Annotated in this window: 14 protein-coding genes; 4 read left to right on the top strand and 10 right to left on the bottom strand. The window is 38.9% G+C overall.

Going from position 1 to position 17657, the window contains the following annotated elements:
• Window positions 1–3 precede the first annotated feature (3 nt).
• Window positions 4–2172: a cation:proton antiporter gene (locus H8S90_RS16725; RefSeq protein ID WP_187338999.1), complete on the bottom strand. Its 2169-nt coding sequence runs from the start codon at window positions 2170–2172 to the stop codon at window positions 4–6.
• 319 nt (window positions 2173–2491) lie between these two features.
• On the opposite strand from H8S90_RS16725, the gene H8S90_RS16720 reads away from it, so the two are divergent.
• Entirely contained in the window at window positions 2492–2827 is a 336-nt protein-coding gene (locus H8S90_RS16720) for a MerR family transcriptional regulator (RefSeq protein ID WP_187338998.1), read from the top strand.
• A 7-nt stretch (window positions 2828–2834) separates the two neighbouring features.
• On the opposite strand, the gene fbp is transcribed toward H8S90_RS16720, so the two are convergent.
• The 8 genes from fbp to arfB all read right to left on the bottom strand — a co-directional run bounded on the left by fbp (window position 2835) and on the right by arfB (window position 10031).
• Entirely contained in the window at window positions 2835–3860 is a 1026-nt protein-coding gene (fbp, locus tag H8S90_RS16715) for a class 1 fructose-bisphosphatase (RefSeq protein ID WP_187338997.1), read from the bottom strand.
• Between the two features lie 206 nt (window positions 3861–4066).
• Window positions 4067–4561 carry a metallophosphoesterase gene (locus tag H8S90_RS16710; RefSeq protein WP_187338996.1) on the bottom strand — a complete coding sequence of 165 codons (495 nt, stop codon included), beginning with the start codon at window positions 4559–4561 and terminating at the stop codon, window positions 4067–4069.
• 13 nt (window positions 4562–4574) lie between these two features.
• On the bottom strand, window positions 4575–5150 hold the full coding sequence (locus H8S90_RS16705; RefSeq protein ID WP_187338995.1) for a Maf family nucleotide pyrophosphatase: 576 nt from the start codon (window positions 5148–5150) through the stop codon (window positions 4575–4577).
• Window positions 5151–5180: 30 nt separating this feature from the next.
• Window positions 5181–5699, bottom strand: a complete 519-nt coding sequence (locus tag H8S90_RS16700) for an HAD family hydrolase (RefSeq protein WP_187338994.1) — start codon at window positions 5697–5699, stop codon at window positions 5181–5183.
• 17 nt (window positions 5700–5716) lie between these two features.
• Window positions 5717–6508 (bottom strand): Rossmann-like and DUF2520 domain-containing protein, encoded by a 792-nt coding sequence (locus H8S90_RS16695; RefSeq protein WP_187338993.1) that lies wholly within the window; start codon window positions 6506–6508, stop codon window positions 5717–5719.
• A gap of 89 nt (window positions 6509–6597) precedes the next feature.
• Window positions 6598–9048: a heme lyase CcmF/NrfE family subunit gene (locus H8S90_RS16690; RefSeq protein ID WP_187338992.1), complete on the bottom strand. Its 2451-nt coding sequence runs from the start codon at window positions 9046–9048 to the stop codon at window positions 6598–6600.
• Between the two features lie 57 nt (window positions 9049–9105).
• Window positions 9106–9510 carry a cytochrome c maturation protein CcmE gene (locus H8S90_RS16685; RefSeq protein WP_187338991.1) on the bottom strand — a complete coding sequence of 135 codons (405 nt, stop codon included), beginning with the start codon at window positions 9508–9510 and terminating at the stop codon, window positions 9106–9108.
• Between the two features lie 110 nt (window positions 9511–9620).
• Window positions 9621–10031, bottom strand: a complete 411-nt coding sequence (gene arfB / locus H8S90_RS16680) for an alternative ribosome rescue aminoacyl-tRNA hydrolase ArfB (protein WP_187338990.1) — start codon at window positions 10029–10031, stop codon at window positions 9621–9623.
• A gap of 100 nt (window positions 10032–10131) precedes the next feature.
• Here arfB and cmk point away from each other — a divergent pair, with 100 nt between their 5' ends.
• The 3 genes from cmk (at window position 10132) to H8S90_RS16665 (ending at window position 15654) form a co-directional block, all read left to right on the top strand.
• Entirely contained in the window at window positions 10132–10809 is a 678-nt protein-coding gene (gene cmk, locus H8S90_RS16675) for a (d)CMP kinase (RefSeq protein WP_187338989.1), read from the top strand.
• A 362-nt stretch (window positions 10810–11171) separates the two neighbouring features.
• Complete coding sequence (rpsA, locus tag H8S90_RS16670) at window positions 11172–13112, top strand: 30S ribosomal protein S1 (RefSeq protein ID WP_187338988.1); 1941 nt, start codon at window positions 11172–11174, stop codon at window positions 13110–13112.
• Window positions 13113–13269: 157 nt separating this feature from the next.
• On the top strand, window positions 13270–15654 hold the full coding sequence (locus tag H8S90_RS16665) for a glycoside hydrolase family 3 N-terminal domain-containing protein (protein ID WP_187338987.1): 2385 nt from the start codon (window positions 13270–13272) through the stop codon (window positions 15652–15654).
• A gap of 76 nt (window positions 15655–15730) precedes the next feature.
• Here H8S90_RS16665 and H8S90_RS16660 read toward each other — a convergent pair whose 3' ends face one another.
• Window positions 15731–17650 carry a SusD/RagB family nutrient-binding outer membrane lipoprotein gene (locus H8S90_RS16660; RefSeq protein WP_255501637.1) on the bottom strand — a complete coding sequence of 640 codons (1920 nt, stop codon included), beginning with the start codon at window positions 17648–17650 and terminating at the stop codon, window positions 15731–15733.
• Between the last annotated feature and the right edge of the window lie 7 nt (window positions 17651–17657).

Here is a 17657-nt window from a genome sequence, read left to right as displayed (position 1 = left end):
TTTTCATTTATTCGACACCTTGTTTTTTACCTTGATTTTCAACACGTTACTAAGCCCTTTACCTACACGTTGCAAATGGGTTAAACCGCTGTTGATTGGAATTGCACCCACTTCTTCATAATTGTCGAACATACTGGTAGGCCTTCTGCTCGGGTAAACTAATATTCTATTATTATGTTCATATTTTCGAGCCAATTTCTTCGGAATGCCATCAAACATTCGTTGATAAGAAACTTCGCCTGCCCGTGCTGAAACAAAAACCAGTAAATCAGACTCCTTTACATAAGCCTTAAAAGAAAGAAATTCATCCCATACTTCATGAAGGAGAAATTTTATAGTAGCACTAACCTTGTTTTTCTTAAAATAATCTAGTATCGCATGCTCAGACCTTTGGTTAGCTATACAAAAGATCGGTAACGTAAGTTCTTGAGCTAAACGTGCTAACTTGTTAAGCCAATACGAAAATCCTTTCTCATCCTCAGCCATTGGAGGACATATGAGTAAAATTCTATCATTGCCTACAAAAGGCTTACCAAAATGGCACATAAAAATATTAATGTCTGTCCTATTGAGAATGCTCTCCGTCTTTTCTCCAACCATCTTTTCAATAATACCTACTTGACTTGGCCAGCCTAGTAATATACTGTCGGCCATGATCTCCCGCGATGCTCTACTGATCCCCCCCGCAATATTATAATCAATAGTAGCCATCATATTCACTTCAATTTCACTCCCTGATGCATACTTTGCCGTTGAGTCAAGATTCTTCCTAGCTCTTTTTAAATTCTCTTCTGCGAGATCATTGTTTGGTACCACAGACAATATAGTAACGGGATGGGGTGACCTTTTGTTTTTTATCATTGTTGCAAAATCCAATAAAATCTCCATATTATTAAGATTAGCAATAGGTACAAGAATATGTTCATCCTTTAGCACATCCTTATCTTCCGATATCACATCCTGCTCACCTGCCAAAATAACCTTTTTCGATGCTGTTTCAGTCACAATAGACGCCACGATACAGGTGATCAATATGAGTACTATTGTGCCATTTAAAACATTTTCATTGATGATGCCATTGGCGTAACCAACCATAATAATAGCCAATGTAGCTGCAGCGTGGGCACTGCTCAGGCCAAATATAACTTGTCTTTGTGCCGAGCTGTATTTAAAGGTAACCTGTGTGAACCAGGCAGCTATCCATTTTCCTAATATAGCCACCACTGTTAACGTGCCAGCAACTATCAATGCCGCCGGACCACTGTAAAGCACTTTTACATCGACGATCATACCTACACTTATCAAAAAAAATGGTATGAAAATCGCATTTCCAATAAATTCAATTCGATTCATTAGGGCTGACGAATGTGGAATGAATTTATTGAGTGCCAAGCCGGCAACAAATGCTCCAATAATAGGTTCCAGTCCCGAAACCTCCGCCATAAAAGCGGCAAAGAAAACGACAAGTAATACAAAAATATAGTGGGATGTTTTTTCACTTTCAACCCTCTGAAAGAACCATTTTGCAATTTTAGGAATGATACCAAACATAATACCAAGGAAGACGGCAAAGGATATAGTAAGTTTAATCCAGAATTGTTGATCCAGCTGCCCCTGAGAAGAACCTACAATGACAGCTAAAATAATAAGAACAGCCGTATCAGTAAGTATGGTTCCTCCGATTGTAATGGCCACCGCCTGATTTTTCGCAATACCATAGCTGTTTACTACCGGATAAGCGACTAGTGTGTGGGTAGCAAACATGCTTGATACCAATATGCTAGCTCCCATATCGAAGTCCAGCATATAATAACATACCGGATAACCTATTAAAATGGGTATGATGAAGGTGTAAAAACCGAATACTAGACTTTTATGCCTCGTTTTCCTAAACTCATTCATGTCTAGCTCCAATCCGGCAATAAACATGATGTACAACAAACCAATAGTAGAAAATAACTCCACCGCTGAACTACGTTCCAAGATATTCAGTCCATGCGGGCCAATAACAACTCCTGATAAAATCAAACCTATAATCCCTGGAATTTTGATCTTTCTCAATAAGATCGGCGCCAATAAGATAATAAATAAAATTAAGGAAAATATGAGTACAGAGTTCGTTAGCGGTGTTTCAAATGCGTGGGCTATATGCTCAAAAAAGTTCTTGTTCATAAACAATGATGGTTCTACTATGATATGCTTTCTTTAACCGTTAGCTTATAAATATAGCTTTTTAAATTAATTTTCTCATCAGCTAAGGACGAATTTTACGAAAATAAAAAAACGGTGGTAGTTACTTCCTATCCATCAAATAAGCACGTAGGTTCTTTTTCAACCAAAATAAAAATCATTGCTCATATAGTTGACCAAAACGTTAGATCCATTTGAATATTTAGGTATTTTCATTTAGTTTTGGAAAGCATATCATATTTGTTGATTATTATTTTATTGGCAATGCATCTTATGCGTAACATTAATCAGTTGAAAAAGAATGCCATATAAAGAACGTGAAATTAATAAGCTTTACTACACGATGGGTGAAGTTACGGAAATGTTTGGGGTAAACGCATCCCAAATAAGGTTCTATGAACGCGAGTTCGATATTATACAGCCGAAGAAAAACAAAAAAGGAAATCGGCTATTTACTCCTGAAGATATTGAAAACTTCAAAATTATCTTTAACCTAGTAAAAGAGAAGGGGTATACTTTACAGGGAGCTAGGGACTACCTCAAAACCAATAAAAATCAAGCAAAGGAAAATCAGCGCGTCATTAACTCCTTAGAAAAACTCAAGGCATTTCTAATTGAGGTAAAAGAACGCCTTTAATGCTGGATTAACTCACTTGTTTTTTTTCTTTATTTGTTTGATTCAAACAATCCATTAATTTAAGCACCATTAATTCAGAACCCAAAAAAATTGCCGATCGTTGATGCAGCTTAAGTGGTGTCAAATCTAATATTCGGTTAAAACCATCAGTAGCCCCCCCCCCAGCCTGCTCTAGAATAAAAGCCATCGGGTTGCACTCATAAACCAACCGTAGCTTTCCTTTAGGATAGGCCGCAGAAACAGGGTATAAAAAAATACCCCCCTTAATAAGGTTTCTATGAATATCGGCCACCATTGAACCTATATATCGTGAAGTATAAGGTCTTTTCGTTGCCACATCCTCTTCCTGGCAGTACTTAATATAGTCTTTAACTCCTTGAGGAAAATGCACGTAGTTCCCTTCATTAATCGAATAAATATGACCTTCTTTAGGTATAGTCATATTGGGGTGCGAAAGACAAAACTCTCCAATCGACGGGTCCAAAGTAAAACCATTGACTCCTTTTCCTGTCGTATAAACGAGCATAGTAGATGACCCATAAATAATATAACCCGCGGCGACCTGCCGACTGCCTTTCTGTAGTACATCGCTAATAAGTGCTTTTCCATTAGTGCTTTGGCGGCGGTATATTGAAAATATTGTACCAATTGCTACATTGACATCTATATTAGACGAACCATCCAATGGATCAATTGCTACAATATATTTAGCATTTTTTGATATTTCAGACTCAATATATATACAATCATCGTGTTCCTCTGAAGCCACTACACAGCACTCTCCACCACTTCTTAAAGCAGAAATAAATTGTTCGTTTGCATAAACATCCAATTTTTTTTGTCCTTCGCCCTGAATGTTTATTGTGCCCGCATCACCTAGTATGTCGACTAAACCGGCTTTGTTCACCTCTCGATTAACAATTTTTGCTGCGATACCAATGTCTCGCAATAATCGACTCAACTCTCCTTTAGCATATGGAAAATCCGCTTGCTTCTCTATTATAAATTGACCAAGTGTTTTTACTACAGACATAATTTAGCTTTTTACGATTAATTAATAATTGTTTATTTGACAATAAAAAAACAGCACACAGTAAAAATACTAAAAAATAAACAACTTAGTGTAATAAAAATAAACAAAAACATGTGTATTTTATACACGTAAAACCGTACAATAAACTAATAAAAAGACGATTATGAAAAAATAATAGTAATAAAAAAAACTGTTAAGGTGTACATTTAATAACCTTTAATTTCTATAACCTCAAGGTCTCGTATAATCTTAGAATCGATTGTAAAACGCATCAGGGTTTGCACTTTGTGCCACCCTTGTTTTCCTGCGGCACCTGGATTTAGGTGTAAACAATCGATTTTTCTATCATACATAACTTTAAGGATATGAGAGTGCCCAGTGATAAATAGTTTAGGAGGATTTTCGTATATCTCATCACGTATTCTCGGCGTATATTTACCGGGGTATCCGCCAATATGCGTCATCCAAACGTCTACTTCTTCACAAAAAAACCTTAAATCTTCTGGGTAAGATACGCGAATGTCTCTACCATCTATATTACCGTATACTCCCCGAAATGGTTTAAAATCGCGTAAACGTTCTATTAACTCGACACTACCGAAATCTCCAGCATGCCAAATTTCATCGCATTTGGCAAAATGTTTAAAGACAGCCTTATCTAAATATCCATGTGTGTCTGAAAGTAGTCCTACTTTTGTCATTAATCTCCAAAGCTTATAGTAGCTTGATCAACTCATTATAAAGTTTAGCTGTGGGCAGTCCCATAACATTGGTATATGAACCGTCGATATGACGAACAGCAACTGCTCCAATCCATTCCTGAATGCCATAGGCTCCAGCCTTATCATAAGGTTCGAAATTTTCAATATAATATTTTATCTGCTCGTCATTTAGCTGGTTAAAGTAAACTGCTGTTACTTCATGGAAAGTCCTAATTCTATCTCTTGTTTTTAAAGCAACGCCAGTAATCACTTCATGTCTCTTTCCCGACAAGCGTGTAAGCATCTGAAATGCTTCATCATAATCTTTCGGTTTCCCTAGAATTAGATCATCGACGCAAACGATAGTATCGGCTGTAATCACTAGCTCATTATCATACACCACATCAAAGGCCTCCGCTTTCTTACCTGCTATATAAAGTGCGACGGCAGCCCCATTCATCGTATCAGGGTAAGACTCGTCAACCTCTTTAACATCCGTTTTGAATGTTAATCCCAATGCACTTAACAGTTCTTTTCTCCGTGGAGATTTCGAAGCTAAAATGATAGTCTTTTGACTTAAATCTTCCATGATTATCTATTATTCAGATTCAAAACAGGCCTAAATGCTTTTGACAACATTTTCGTGATCCCATTTACCCTGCAATTTTAAAACCTTCTCTATCACATCTCTTACAGCCCCCCTCCCCCCTTCTCTAGCACTAATATAATGAGATATAGACTTTACCTCTTCTATTGCGTCAGCGGGACAAGCAGCCATTCCCACCAATTTCATGACACCCAAATCGGGCATATCATCGCCCATATATAATACATCGTCAAGATTAAATCTGTGATCATCTAACCACTCCTTCAAGACCTTTATTTTATTGTTGACCCCCAAAAAAATATGTTTTACGTGCAGTCCGGATAAACGCATAAGAACACCTTGAGATTTTCCTCCGGTAATAACCACTACGGGCATTTCTCGCTTTACAGCTAATTGCAACGCGTATCCATCACGTATATTAAAGGTTCGTAGTTGATCACCATTTTCTGTCACTAAAACCTTGCCGTCGGTCAGCACACCGTCCACATCAAACACCAGCACCTTTACCTTTCTTATTTTATCAAATAACATTTTCAGGGCAAGTTAGTTTAAATTTTATCATCGTACTTACTTTCATTCCAAAATTTTTTTACAATCCCCTCACTTAACAACCGATATACCCGCTGCCAATCCTCATGTTGCTGAAGCAGATTAATATGTTTATCAATAATCTGCTGATCGTTTCTTACCGCGGGACCTGTCTGTACGTCTTTCGGATTATGATCTTGCGCCTTGTTTGCAGTTTCGACAATCAGCGGCCGCAATAAATTAAAATCTACTTTTTTTTCCGTTAAAAAATCATGAGCTATCGCGTACAGATAATTACTGAAATTACAAGCGATTACCGCCCCCAAATGAAGGCATCTTCTTTGTTCTGAATTATATTCATAAATTAGGGGAGATAACTTAAAAGCCAAATTCATAAGCTCGGCTTTTGTTTCAGGATCTGAAAACTCTAAAATAAGTGGTACTTTAGTAAAATCTAATTCTACTTCTTTAGATATGGTTTGAAGGGGATATATCACACCATAACAAGAGGAGAAGGGTGTCAAAACGTTAATATCTGTACTACCTGACGTGTGTAATAATATTTTATTTCGAAGCCTCAACGCAGCTGCCACCGATTCTATCGCTTCATCTTTTACGGCAATTAGGTACACATCTGCCTCAGAAGTCACATACCTTAAGTCATCTAAAGGCTCTGCTCCAATACCGTCTGCTAAATGTTTGGCATGAGAAAAATTTGGGCTATATACCTGTCTAATGTGGTACTGGGCCTTTTTCAAGGCATATGCTAGATGCGTAGCAACATTTCCACTTCCTAAGATTACAATATCCATATGTATTGTCTGAAAAATTATAGGGGCCGTGGTAAGCTAAATACCACAGCCCCCATGGGATAAAATTAACAATAAAAGGGTATAAAAGTTTAAACTATCTTACCTTTTAGCTCTTTATTTCTTCTTAAGATAGCTAATAAGAAACCAATAGTCATGATAATTGTCCCACACCAAAAGAAATTTATATAAGGGAATTCAATAGCTTTCATTACCACCCATTTTTTTTCTGGCAAAGGTTTTTGATAAACCATCAGTTCCATACCTTCATTAGGCACAATTTTCGTAAATCTCAATCGCAATCCCTGCTCTTCAATATCTCTGGCAAAATCGAAACTATTACCATTTTTGATCAGGTACTTAGGATCGGCCTCGTAAATTTCACCATTTGCTGCATGAACTTCCAATTGCAGTGCAAACAACAAATCATCGCCTGCCAAAGGCATATTCTGTAGGGCAGCATTTCTATCGATACTTTTAACGACAATAAAGCCATTCTTATATCGTAGGGTATCGCCTATATTAACCAGCTGGGTTGAAGGCTCCTCATAGCCCTCGTTCGGATCATGGCCCTCGTGGTTGTGGTCATGTTCGTCCGGATCGTCTAGCTTAGGTGCAGACGTAATAATGGTGTAAATGTCTTTCGTAAGGTAATGCCTAGTACTCGGTGTTCCTATTAATCCCATTTTCGGGTTTTGTTGTGCGTTTGGGGTCAGTTGAAAGCGTTCTTGAACAGCACCTGTTTTTCCATCTCGCTTCTCATAATTCACTTTATAATAGGTATTTGGTCCAGAGGTGCTATCCCCTACATAAGTAATGGTATAATCATCCATCTCCATTGGTTCATCAATATACAAAAATAGGTTTTCACCCGGTTTTTCTGCCTCTTCAAAACCCGCTATGGGAATGGATCCACTAGAATTGAGGGATACGACCTTATTTGTAGCGGCGGCTACCAAAGCCCCAATTAACAACAATGCAAAACCGATATGCGCTACCGACGATCCTGCCAACTTCCATTTCCCTTTAAATGCATCTCCCAAAACACGGGCATTCGCTACTAAGGCAAATACAGCCGAAAAGGATAACAAGATATAAATAAAATTAGTAAATACTTTCGTCACATAGACCAAGATAGCCGTCACTACCACAGCCACGATAACAGACACCAATAAATTGGCATAAAATACTTTTGGTGTAGTTTTCTTATACTTCAAAAACTGCCCGATAGCAGACAATATAAGCACCAAAATAGCAAAGGCCGCTTGCCACTTATTATAATGAGCAATGGCATCTACTGGTGGTGCTATTTTTGTTCCAAACATGGCATTGAATACCGGTATAGAGGTCGTTGCAATAATCTGTACACAGGCAACCACTAAAATTAATGCACCAATGAATAGCCAGAATTCTCTTGAGTAGGTCTCCTCATCCTTTTTAGTAATAGGCAATTCTTTCCATCTGGAAATTAAAAAATAAATCATTATAACTAAAAAGAGCAAATTGAAAGCCACCAGTTGCCAATACATCCCCAAATCTGTAAAGGAATGCACAGAGGTCTCTCCCAGCACCCCACTTCTGGTTAGAAATGAAGCATAAATTACTAATACAAAACTGATCAGTACTAGAAAAGTTGCAGTAAAATACGAATGTCCAGAATTCTTATAAGCCACAATCACATGTACCGCAGCAATCAGCGTAAACCAAGGTATAATAGAAGCATTTTCCACCGGATCCCAAGCCCAGAAGCCCCCAAAGTTTAACGCTTCATAAGCCCAAAACGATCCCATAATAATTCCTGCTCCAAGTACCATAACAGCAAACAGCGACCATGGCAGCGCTGGCTTCAACCAGTCTTTATACTGCCTTTGCCACAACCCCGCTATGCCGTAAGCAAAAGGCACGATCATTGAAGCAAAACCCAAGAATAAGGTAGGCGGGTGTATCACCATCCAATAATTCTGCAATAACGGATTTAAACCCTGACCGTCGGCAATCATACTTAAATAATTAGGATTAGAGAATATAGGCGCGTTCATCTCATCCCGCAACAAAATGAACGGCGAACTTCCTACCCTTTCGCCAAACACCTCAATTCCCAATAGCATAGATGCCAAAACTGCCTGACAAAGCATGATTATAGTCATTACCGGGCTTTCCCAGCTTTTGCTCCGCGCTACTACCACAACAGCCAATACTGCTTGCCAGAACATCCACAGCCAGAAACTTCCTTCCTGCCCCTCCCAAAAACTGGAAATTATATAGTAAACAGGCAAAGTGCGTGAGGAATGGGCCCACGCATAGTGATACTCAAATAAATGATTGTAAATAATATAGAACAAACAGCAACCGATGCCAATAACTGCAACTACATTGCTAAAGAAAGCAATACGGGCTATTTTTTGCCAAGAACGGTCGTCTTTGTGTTTTGAAGCAAAGAAATAACTTATACAAGATAAAAGCGCTGTGCCAAACGATAATATAATAAAGAATTGACCTAATTGGCCGGGGAAAAGGCTTTCGCCCTGAAATTGAATATCCATTTAAAATATTTAAATAGTAAATGAGGAGATGCTGTTTAAATCTATACTTTGCTGTTTTTATACGTTCGAAGCGACCGATTCTGTAACTTCCACCTCATCTTGGTTATATTTAGAAGGGCACTTCATCAAAATTTTTGAAGCATGAAACTCTTCACCTACCATCTTGCCTGTTAATACGATCTGCTCAGATCGCTCAAAATCTTGGGGTTTAGAGCCGTTAAAAACTACCCGACATTCTGTACCATCATTATCTATCATGTAGAAAGCAAAATAATTGGCGTTTTCTATTGGTTTATAATGCAGTTCTTTAGCTTTGTTCAGTTCACCCACAACATGTATCTCAGATTCAGTTTTTTGTGCATCATTAAATGAAGCATAAGTACTTGAGTCTGTATAAATACTGACAATCATTGCAATCGCTACTGCAATGATTATTATCCCTAATATAGAGCCCTTTTTCATATACTATATCCTGTCCAAAATTAAATTTCTGCAAAAATACGAAATACTAATAGATAGGAGGTAACAATACAAGGCTCGTCTATTATTAAGAAACATTCTAATTAATTGGTTTATTCTTCTATTCGTCTATTTATTTTCAGTAGAGATTTCCTTCGCTTATTCTCCAATCTCTTTTCAACAGATGCTCTGCTTCTCTTCGTTGGTTTACGTTCCTTTTGAATCTTCAACGCACTTACAATCAAAGAAATCAATTTACGCTGAACAATTTTCTTATTAGTTAATTGGGTACGGCCTTGCTGGCTAACGACTTGTATTTTCCTTTCCGATTGTATACGCTCCCTTAGATTTTGATATAGACGCAATTTCTGCTGATCATCAAACAAAGGACATTTTTCAAAATCAAAGAGCAGTTCAACTTTTGTTGCAACTTTATTCACGTTTTGTCCCCCACTTCCCCCGCTCCTTGAAGTGTTATACTGTATACACGGTTTTAAGTCTTCTATGTCAATAGGGAATAGCATTTCGCAAATTTAACACTTAAAATCATAAATAGGCTTTCCGTAACGTTAAATGGCAGACGTAGTGATAAGTCTCATCATAATTAGTTATTTTTGCCAGCCCATGAGTAATAAAAATATTATCGTAGCAATTGATGGATATTCATCATGCGGCAAGAGCACCGTCGCAAAAGCATTGGCAAAGGAGCTCCATTATGTCTATGTAGATAGTGGAGCGATGTACCGAGCAGTAACCTTATATTTTTTACGCAACAATATTGATATAACCAATATAGGCGTAGTAGATCAAGCACTTGAAGACATACACCTCGATTCGCATAAAGAAGCTGGTGTTACGAAAATTTTCCTTAATGGTGAAGATGTATCAGAAGAAATCCGACAAATGCATGTATCAGAAAATGTGAGTGCGGTTAGCGCGATCAGAAACGTCAGGAAGGCCCTTGTTAAACAGCAACAAAAAATGGGTAGCCGAAAAAATCTAGTGATGGACGGTCGCGATATCGGAACCACCGTATTTCCGCATGCACAGGTAAAGATATTTATGACCGCAGACCCGAAAGTACGGGCAGAACGTCGGTTTCTAGAACTTACCAGTAAAGGTGAAAAAATCACTTTAGAAGAGGTTTTCGAAAATATTGCCCATAGAGATTATCAGGACACTACACGAGAAGAGAGCCCATTAATTAGAGCCGACGACGCCGTAATATTAGATAACACCAATATGAACGAAGAAGAGCAACTTCAATTTGTGTTGGGAGAAGTAGAGAAAGTCCATGCTTAATCAAAATAAATACAAACACCCAGAAGTCTGAATACCATCCAAGTCATATTCTTGTTCTATCCTCCCGACATCTACTGATCAAGTCACTTGGTAATAGGGAATAAAAGCTGAATGACGATGTGATCATAGTGAAATTGTGATTTTCAGCAGAGGAAAGATTTTGGTCAAGGGCGACTGCACAGCAGCCTGTTTGATTAGGTCTTAAAGGATGCAATGAAACAATTTTTAGTAATTTTTTTTTTGCAAAAATCTGTAAATCACCAATGTTTCTAAACAAAAATGACACTTTTTGCTTGTTTTAAAAATAATTTTTGCACTTTTGCAGTCCCAATGAATTTTGGGAAAAGGAGATAAATTAATTAATGGCAAAAAAACAAGAAGCAGAAAAAGAGTTAAAAGCTAAACAAGCTGAAATTCAAGACACTGACGAAAAATCAGTTAAGGAAAAAGAGAACATCGAATCAGAAGCTGATTCAAAGTTCATCGACGAAATCAAATCTAACACTTGGATCACTCCGGAAGGGGACTTTGATTGGGACCAAGACGAAAAAGGTTTCGGCAACTACAGCGCCGAAGAACGTTCTAAATTAGAAGAGCAGTACGCAGGCACTTTCAACTCCGTGAACAAAGGAGAAATTGTTGAAGGAACCGTAGTTTCTATCAACAACAAAGATGTGGTACTTAACATCGGATTTAAATCAGATGGCTTGGTATCTCTTTCTGAATTCCGTGATCTACCCGAACTAAAAGTTGGTGATAAGGTAGACGTATTCGTTGAGTCTCGTGAAGATGAAAATGGTCAGTTGGTGCTTTCCCGTAAACGTGCCAAAACGCAAAAATCTTGGGAAGCTATCAACGAAGCTTTAGAAAATGACACCATTATCAATGGTTTTGTAAAGAGCCGTACCAAAGGAGGTCTTATTGTTGATATTAAAGGTGTAGAAGCATTCTTACCTGGTTCGCAAATAGATATCAAACCTATACGTGATTATGATATTTATGTTGGAAAAACAATGGAATTCAAGGTTGTAAAGATCAATCATGAATTTAAGAACGTTGTGGTGTCACATAAGGTATTAATCGAAGACGACCTAGAGAACCAAAAATCTGAAATTGTAGCTAAACTGGAAAAAGGGCAAGTACTGGAAGGTACTGTTAAAAACATAACTGATTTTGGCGTGTTCATCGATCTTGGTGGTGTTGACGGTTTATTGCATATTACTGATATTTCTTGGGGCCGTATAGAGCATCCTAAAGAAGTATTATCGTTAGATGAAAAAATCAATGTTGTTGTGCTTGATTTTGACGATGAGAAAAAGCGTATTGCTTTAGGATTGAAGCAACTTACTCCGCATCCTTGGGAGTCTCTTGATACCGAGTTAGCAGTTGGCTCTAAGGTAAAAGGTAAAATCGTTACCGTTGCAGATTATGGTGCTTTCTTAGAGATTACACCAGGTGTTGAAGGTTTAATTCACGTATCAGAAATGTCATGGTCTCAGAACTTACGTAGCCCACAAGAATTTTTGAAAGTTGGCGACGAAATCGAAGCGGAAGTATTGACTTTAGATCGTGATGAACGTAAAATGAGCTTAGGTATTAAGCAATTGACGCCAGATCCATGGAAAAACATAGCTGAACGTTATCCTATCGGAAGCAAACATAAAGCGATTGTAAAAAATATGACGAACTTCGGTGTATTTGTTGAGATCGAAGAAGGCATAGATGGATTGATCCATATTTCTGACTTATCTTGGTCTAAAAAAGTAAACCATCCGAATGAATTTACTAAGGTAGGCGAAGAATTAGATGTGGTTGTTTTGGAACTTGACGAAGAAAACCGTAAATTAAGCTTAGGTCACAAACAATTGGAAGAAAACCCTTGGGACACTTTTGAAACCGTCTTCACAGTGGATTCTATTCACGAAGGAACTGTTCTTAAAGTGACTGATAAAGGAGATATCGTAGCACTTCCTTATGGTGTAGAAGGTTTCTGCCCTAGCAAACATAGCATCAAAGAAGATGGTAAAGCGCTGAAAGCAGAAGAAACTGCTGATTTCAAAATTATTGAGTTCAATAAGGAAGCCAAGCGTATTGTTATTTCGCATTCCCGTATCTGGGAAGATGAAAGAGCTGAAGCTCGCGTTGAAGAATTCAATAACCGTAAGAAAGAAGCAAAAGCAGCATCTAATGCCGTTAAAAAGGTGAAAGATTCTGTTGAAAAATCTACTTTAGGTGATCTTGATGTATTAGCTCAATTAAAAGAGCAAATGGAAGGTGAAGAAGGATCTAAAAAATCGAAGTAAATAAACTTTTTAGTTCAACCATAAAATTATAAACCGTTCTAAGAAGTTGGAACGGTTTATTTTTTTGTCCAAAAGTATAATTGTACTACAGACACCTATTTATTTTTTGCATATTTTTACAAGATCAATCCCTCCGAATATTTAGTGTATAAACAATATGAACAAATATTATTACTTAAGTTTAATCTTAATCACCTGTTTTTCATTATTTTCTTTTAAAAAGCCAGCAGACAAACCTGCTTATAAAAACGCTTCCCTCCCGATCAATCAACGTGTAGATGACCTATTAAGCCAAATGACACTGGCAGAAAAAGTAGGACAATTATCAACGCTTCTAGGCTGGGAAATGTATAAAAAAACAAGCAGAGGTATTGGGATAAGCGATCAATTCAGAGAAGCTGTACAACAACAGCATATTGGTATGTTATGGGCTACTTTACGGGCGGACCCTTGGACAAAGAAAACATTGGAAAACGGCTTATCACCTGAAGAAGCTGCTCAGGCAACAAATGCTTTACAAAAATATATGGTAGATAGTACCCGTTTGGGTATTCCCTTACTGCTTGCTGAGGAGTGTCCACATGGGCATATGGCAATAGGAACTACAGTCTTCCCCACTGCTATCGGACAGGCAAGTACCTGGAACCCTTCGCTCATTAATAAAATGGCAAAGGTAATAGCAAAAGAGGCTAGATCCACAGGAAGCCATATAGGTTACGGCCCGATATTAGATCTTGCCCGCGATCCTAGATGGTCTCGATTAGAAGAAACCTATGGAGAAGATCCAGTGTTGAATGCAAAGATGGGAATAGCGATGGTTAAAGGTTTTCAGGGAAACGATTTAACAAGTGGGAAAAATATTATATCAACACTGAAACACTTTACCGCTTACGGCGTTCCTGAGGGTGGACATAATGGTGGCAGTGTAAGCATTGGCCTACGTGAGCTCTACCAATCCTATCTACCACCTTTTCATGCGGCAGTTAATGCAGGAGCACTTTCGGTGATGACAGCCTACAATTCAATTGACGGTATACCCTGTTCGGCAAATCCATGGTTATTGAAAGAAACGCTGAAAAATGATTGGAATTTTAAGGGCTTTGTGGTTTCTGATTTAGGGAGCATATCTGGTATTGCAGGTAGTCATCACACCGCCTCCGATCCAGCTGAAGCCGCTGCGCAAGCCATAAATGCCGGTTTAGACGCCGATCTTAGTGGCTATGGTTTTGGCGATGCATTGCTTGAGGCAATAAATGAAGGAAAGGTGTCTGAGGAGACACTTAACGCGTCCGTAAGGCGTGTGCTTGAACAGAAATTTGCTTTAGGACTGTTTGAAAAACCTTATGCAGATGTCCATCGGGTAAAATCCATAGTCCGTAGCAAAGAACATGTTGCGTTAGCCCGAAAGGTTGCACAAGAATCGATTATCCTGCTAAAAAACGATCAACAAACCCTACCGCTGAGCAAAGCTGTGAAGAAAATAGCAGTCGTTGGCCCTAATGCTCATAATATTTATAATCAACTGGGAGATTATACGGCACCTCAAGCTAATGACAACATCGTGACCGTTCTGAAGGGCATCCAACAAAAATTGGGAAACACCGTCCAAGTGAATTATGTCAAAGGCTGTGATATTCGAGACACGACCAATACCGAAATTGAAGAGGCCGTTAACATTGCCAGGAAGGCCGATGTCACTATCGTGGTACTCGGAGGTTCCAGTGCTCGTGATTTTAAGACATCCTATCAGGAAACAGGAGCGGCTGAAGTAAAAACAGATGAAGGTGTGATTAGTGATATGGAAAGTGGTGAGGGTTTTGATCGCGCGACACTGGATATGTTAGGTCATCAAATCAAGTTATTGCAGGCCATCTATGAAACGGGTACGAAGGTGGTGCTGGTGACCATCAAAGGACGACCACTAAATCTCAACTGGGCTCAAGAGCATATTCCGGCAATCATCGATGCCTGGTACCCCGGACAAGAAGGCGGTCATGCCATTGCCGACGTACTATTTGGGGATTATAATCCTGCTGGTAGATTAAGCGTATCAGTACCTAAAGCAATCGGCCAATTGCCCATTTACTATAATTACAGGAGTCCATCACGGCACGATTATGTAGAAGTTAACGCCAAGCCTTTATATAGTTTCGGGTACGGTTTAAGTTATACCTCTTTTACCTATAGCGATCTTTCCTATGAAATGCAATATGACGAGGGTCAACCTGTTGTGAAAATTCAGTTTACATTGAAGAACACGGGCGAATATGACGGCGATGAAGTAATACAGCTTTACGTTCGCGACGAAGTTGGCAGTACGGTGACGCCCATTATACAACTCAAAGATTTTAAACGTATTCACCTGAATAAAGGAGAAGAAAACAAAATCTATTTCGAGCTGACAGCGAACGATTTAAAACTGATGAACTCGGAAATGAAATGGGTAGCAGAAAAGGGTAAGTTTAAACTACTGATAGGTTCAGCTTCTGACGATATCAAGCTATCTGCAGATTTTGAATTGGAGCAGGATTATTATTTATAACTCTTTATTAACAAAAAACGGGCGCCAGCATTTGGCGCCCGTTTTTTGTTATACTTATATTCACTCCTTAAATCAATTAACGCTTCGCCCACCACAAAGGAGTTAAAACACCATCTTCTCCTTCCAAAAACCCTACGGCTTGCTGGTAACCTTGCTGGTTGGTGTTCCTTAAGCTAGAGGGATATCTCAACCGTTGCGGAAAGAATTTGGTTGATGCATTCATATAATTGGATCTTGTTAAATCAGGTAAATTTGTATTAGGCTCTTCAACCGCAGGTGTTTCAAAAAATGGTAAACCTAATCTCCTATGATCTGACCACGTTTCCAAAGGCAACCATGGACACTGCGCAATAAATTTTTGCGTAATAATCTTCGTTAAATGATCATTTTTCACGGCACCGTTTCGATACAACGTGTTTGATGGGTATGGAATATCCACCGTACCGGTGGTATTCGCATAGCCGTCCACAAAAGTCATTCGATGTGAAGCAGGAGGTTCTGGTGTATGGTCCCAACTCACAGAGGTTCCCACCCGGTTATAATTGGTAGACGACAGGTATTGGCCCAAATGAGCGCCCACATTATTGTAATCAAAGCTGAGCCTAACGCCCTGTTCATACGCTTCCTTAGCGGCAACCGGCGTAGACCAGCCTCGTACACCTGCTTCCGCCAAAAGAAAATTGGTTTCCCAGGGCGCGAAAAAAATACGCACATTATCACTGCTTCTATAACGTTGCACTAAACGAGGGTTTGTGCCAAGGTATGTATATACTTGATTTCTGGCACCTTTCAAACCCCAGTTACCGATAGCAAAAGCATTCCAAGTATATCGTGCCTCAATCGTTTTAACAACACCATCATTTGCATTGACCAAGTTTCTGGACGTCGTCACGGCATCTTGGGTATAAGTTGGATAACGGCTAAAATCGGGATTGTTCAAATCACCTGGAATAGCAAAAGTTTTATATGCCCTGGGATCAATCACTTTTGGTAATCCATCCAACCAATAACCAGCAGATGGATCGTTGGTTAATGTAGAGAAATGTTCGGAAAATCTTAAACCAATATAATCTTCATCCTTCACATATTGATGCAAATTGGTACCCAATTGATTTTCAGAAGGTATTCCTCCTAATCCCAAATATAGATTGTTTAATGTGGCAGAAATCTGTTGTCCATTCCACTCACGACTCATAACTCCTGTCAAACCATCCCAGCCTGGTCTTTCGGTTACCTGAAATGCCTCATCCATTGTTGTGATGTATAAACCACCTCTTATCGCATCTTCAAATTCCGACTGTGCTTTGCCCGGATCTACTTCCGACAAACGCATAGCAAAACGCATTCTTAACGAATTACCATATTTAATCCATTTATTGTAATCGAAATTATACGCGTGATCAAAATTTCTTAGCACATCGGGGTTCGTAACCGATGGATCTATCGCCTCCACGGCCTCTTTGAGCTCTTGTAACATAAAATAATACACCTCCTGTAGATTGTTGAATGATGGGTTTTCTCCTTGAAAGCCGTTGATAGGTAAGGGTCCAAAGTTATCTGCTAGTTCACTCAACAAGTAAGCTCTCCAAATCCGAGCAACTTGCAACAGGTTATTTGTATAGGGCTGAGCCTCGCCAGTCTCCATCTGATGCTCGGCAACTTCTACGGCGGTATACGCTGCATTCAGCCATCCAGAAGCTGCAGAATAATAATCCTGGCTCCAATCGTCGGTATAAACCCCGGTAGATAAACCATTCGACCTATGCTGTCTTCCCGCAGTCTTCCAATACAACACAAATGCACGTTCGGCAACATGGGGGTCCTGTTGAGCTCCAACGATAGCGGCGTTAATAAAATATTCCACCTGAACTTGATCTATACTTGCCACTTTAGGGTCGACATTTATCTCATCAAATTTCGAGCAGGAAACAGCGGTGAAACTGAGAGCAAAGGCAAAGATGCTCTTTCCAATATTTTTATACATTTTATTTTTCATTACACTT

This window comes from Olivibacter sp. SDN3, from assembly GCF_014334135.1.
Taxonomy (GTDB): domain Bacteria; phylum Bacteroidota; class Bacteroidia; order Sphingobacteriales; family Sphingobacteriaceae; genus Olivibacter.
Note: the sequence above shows the minus strand (reverse complement) of the source record. Positions and strands in the feature narration are given on the sequence as shown.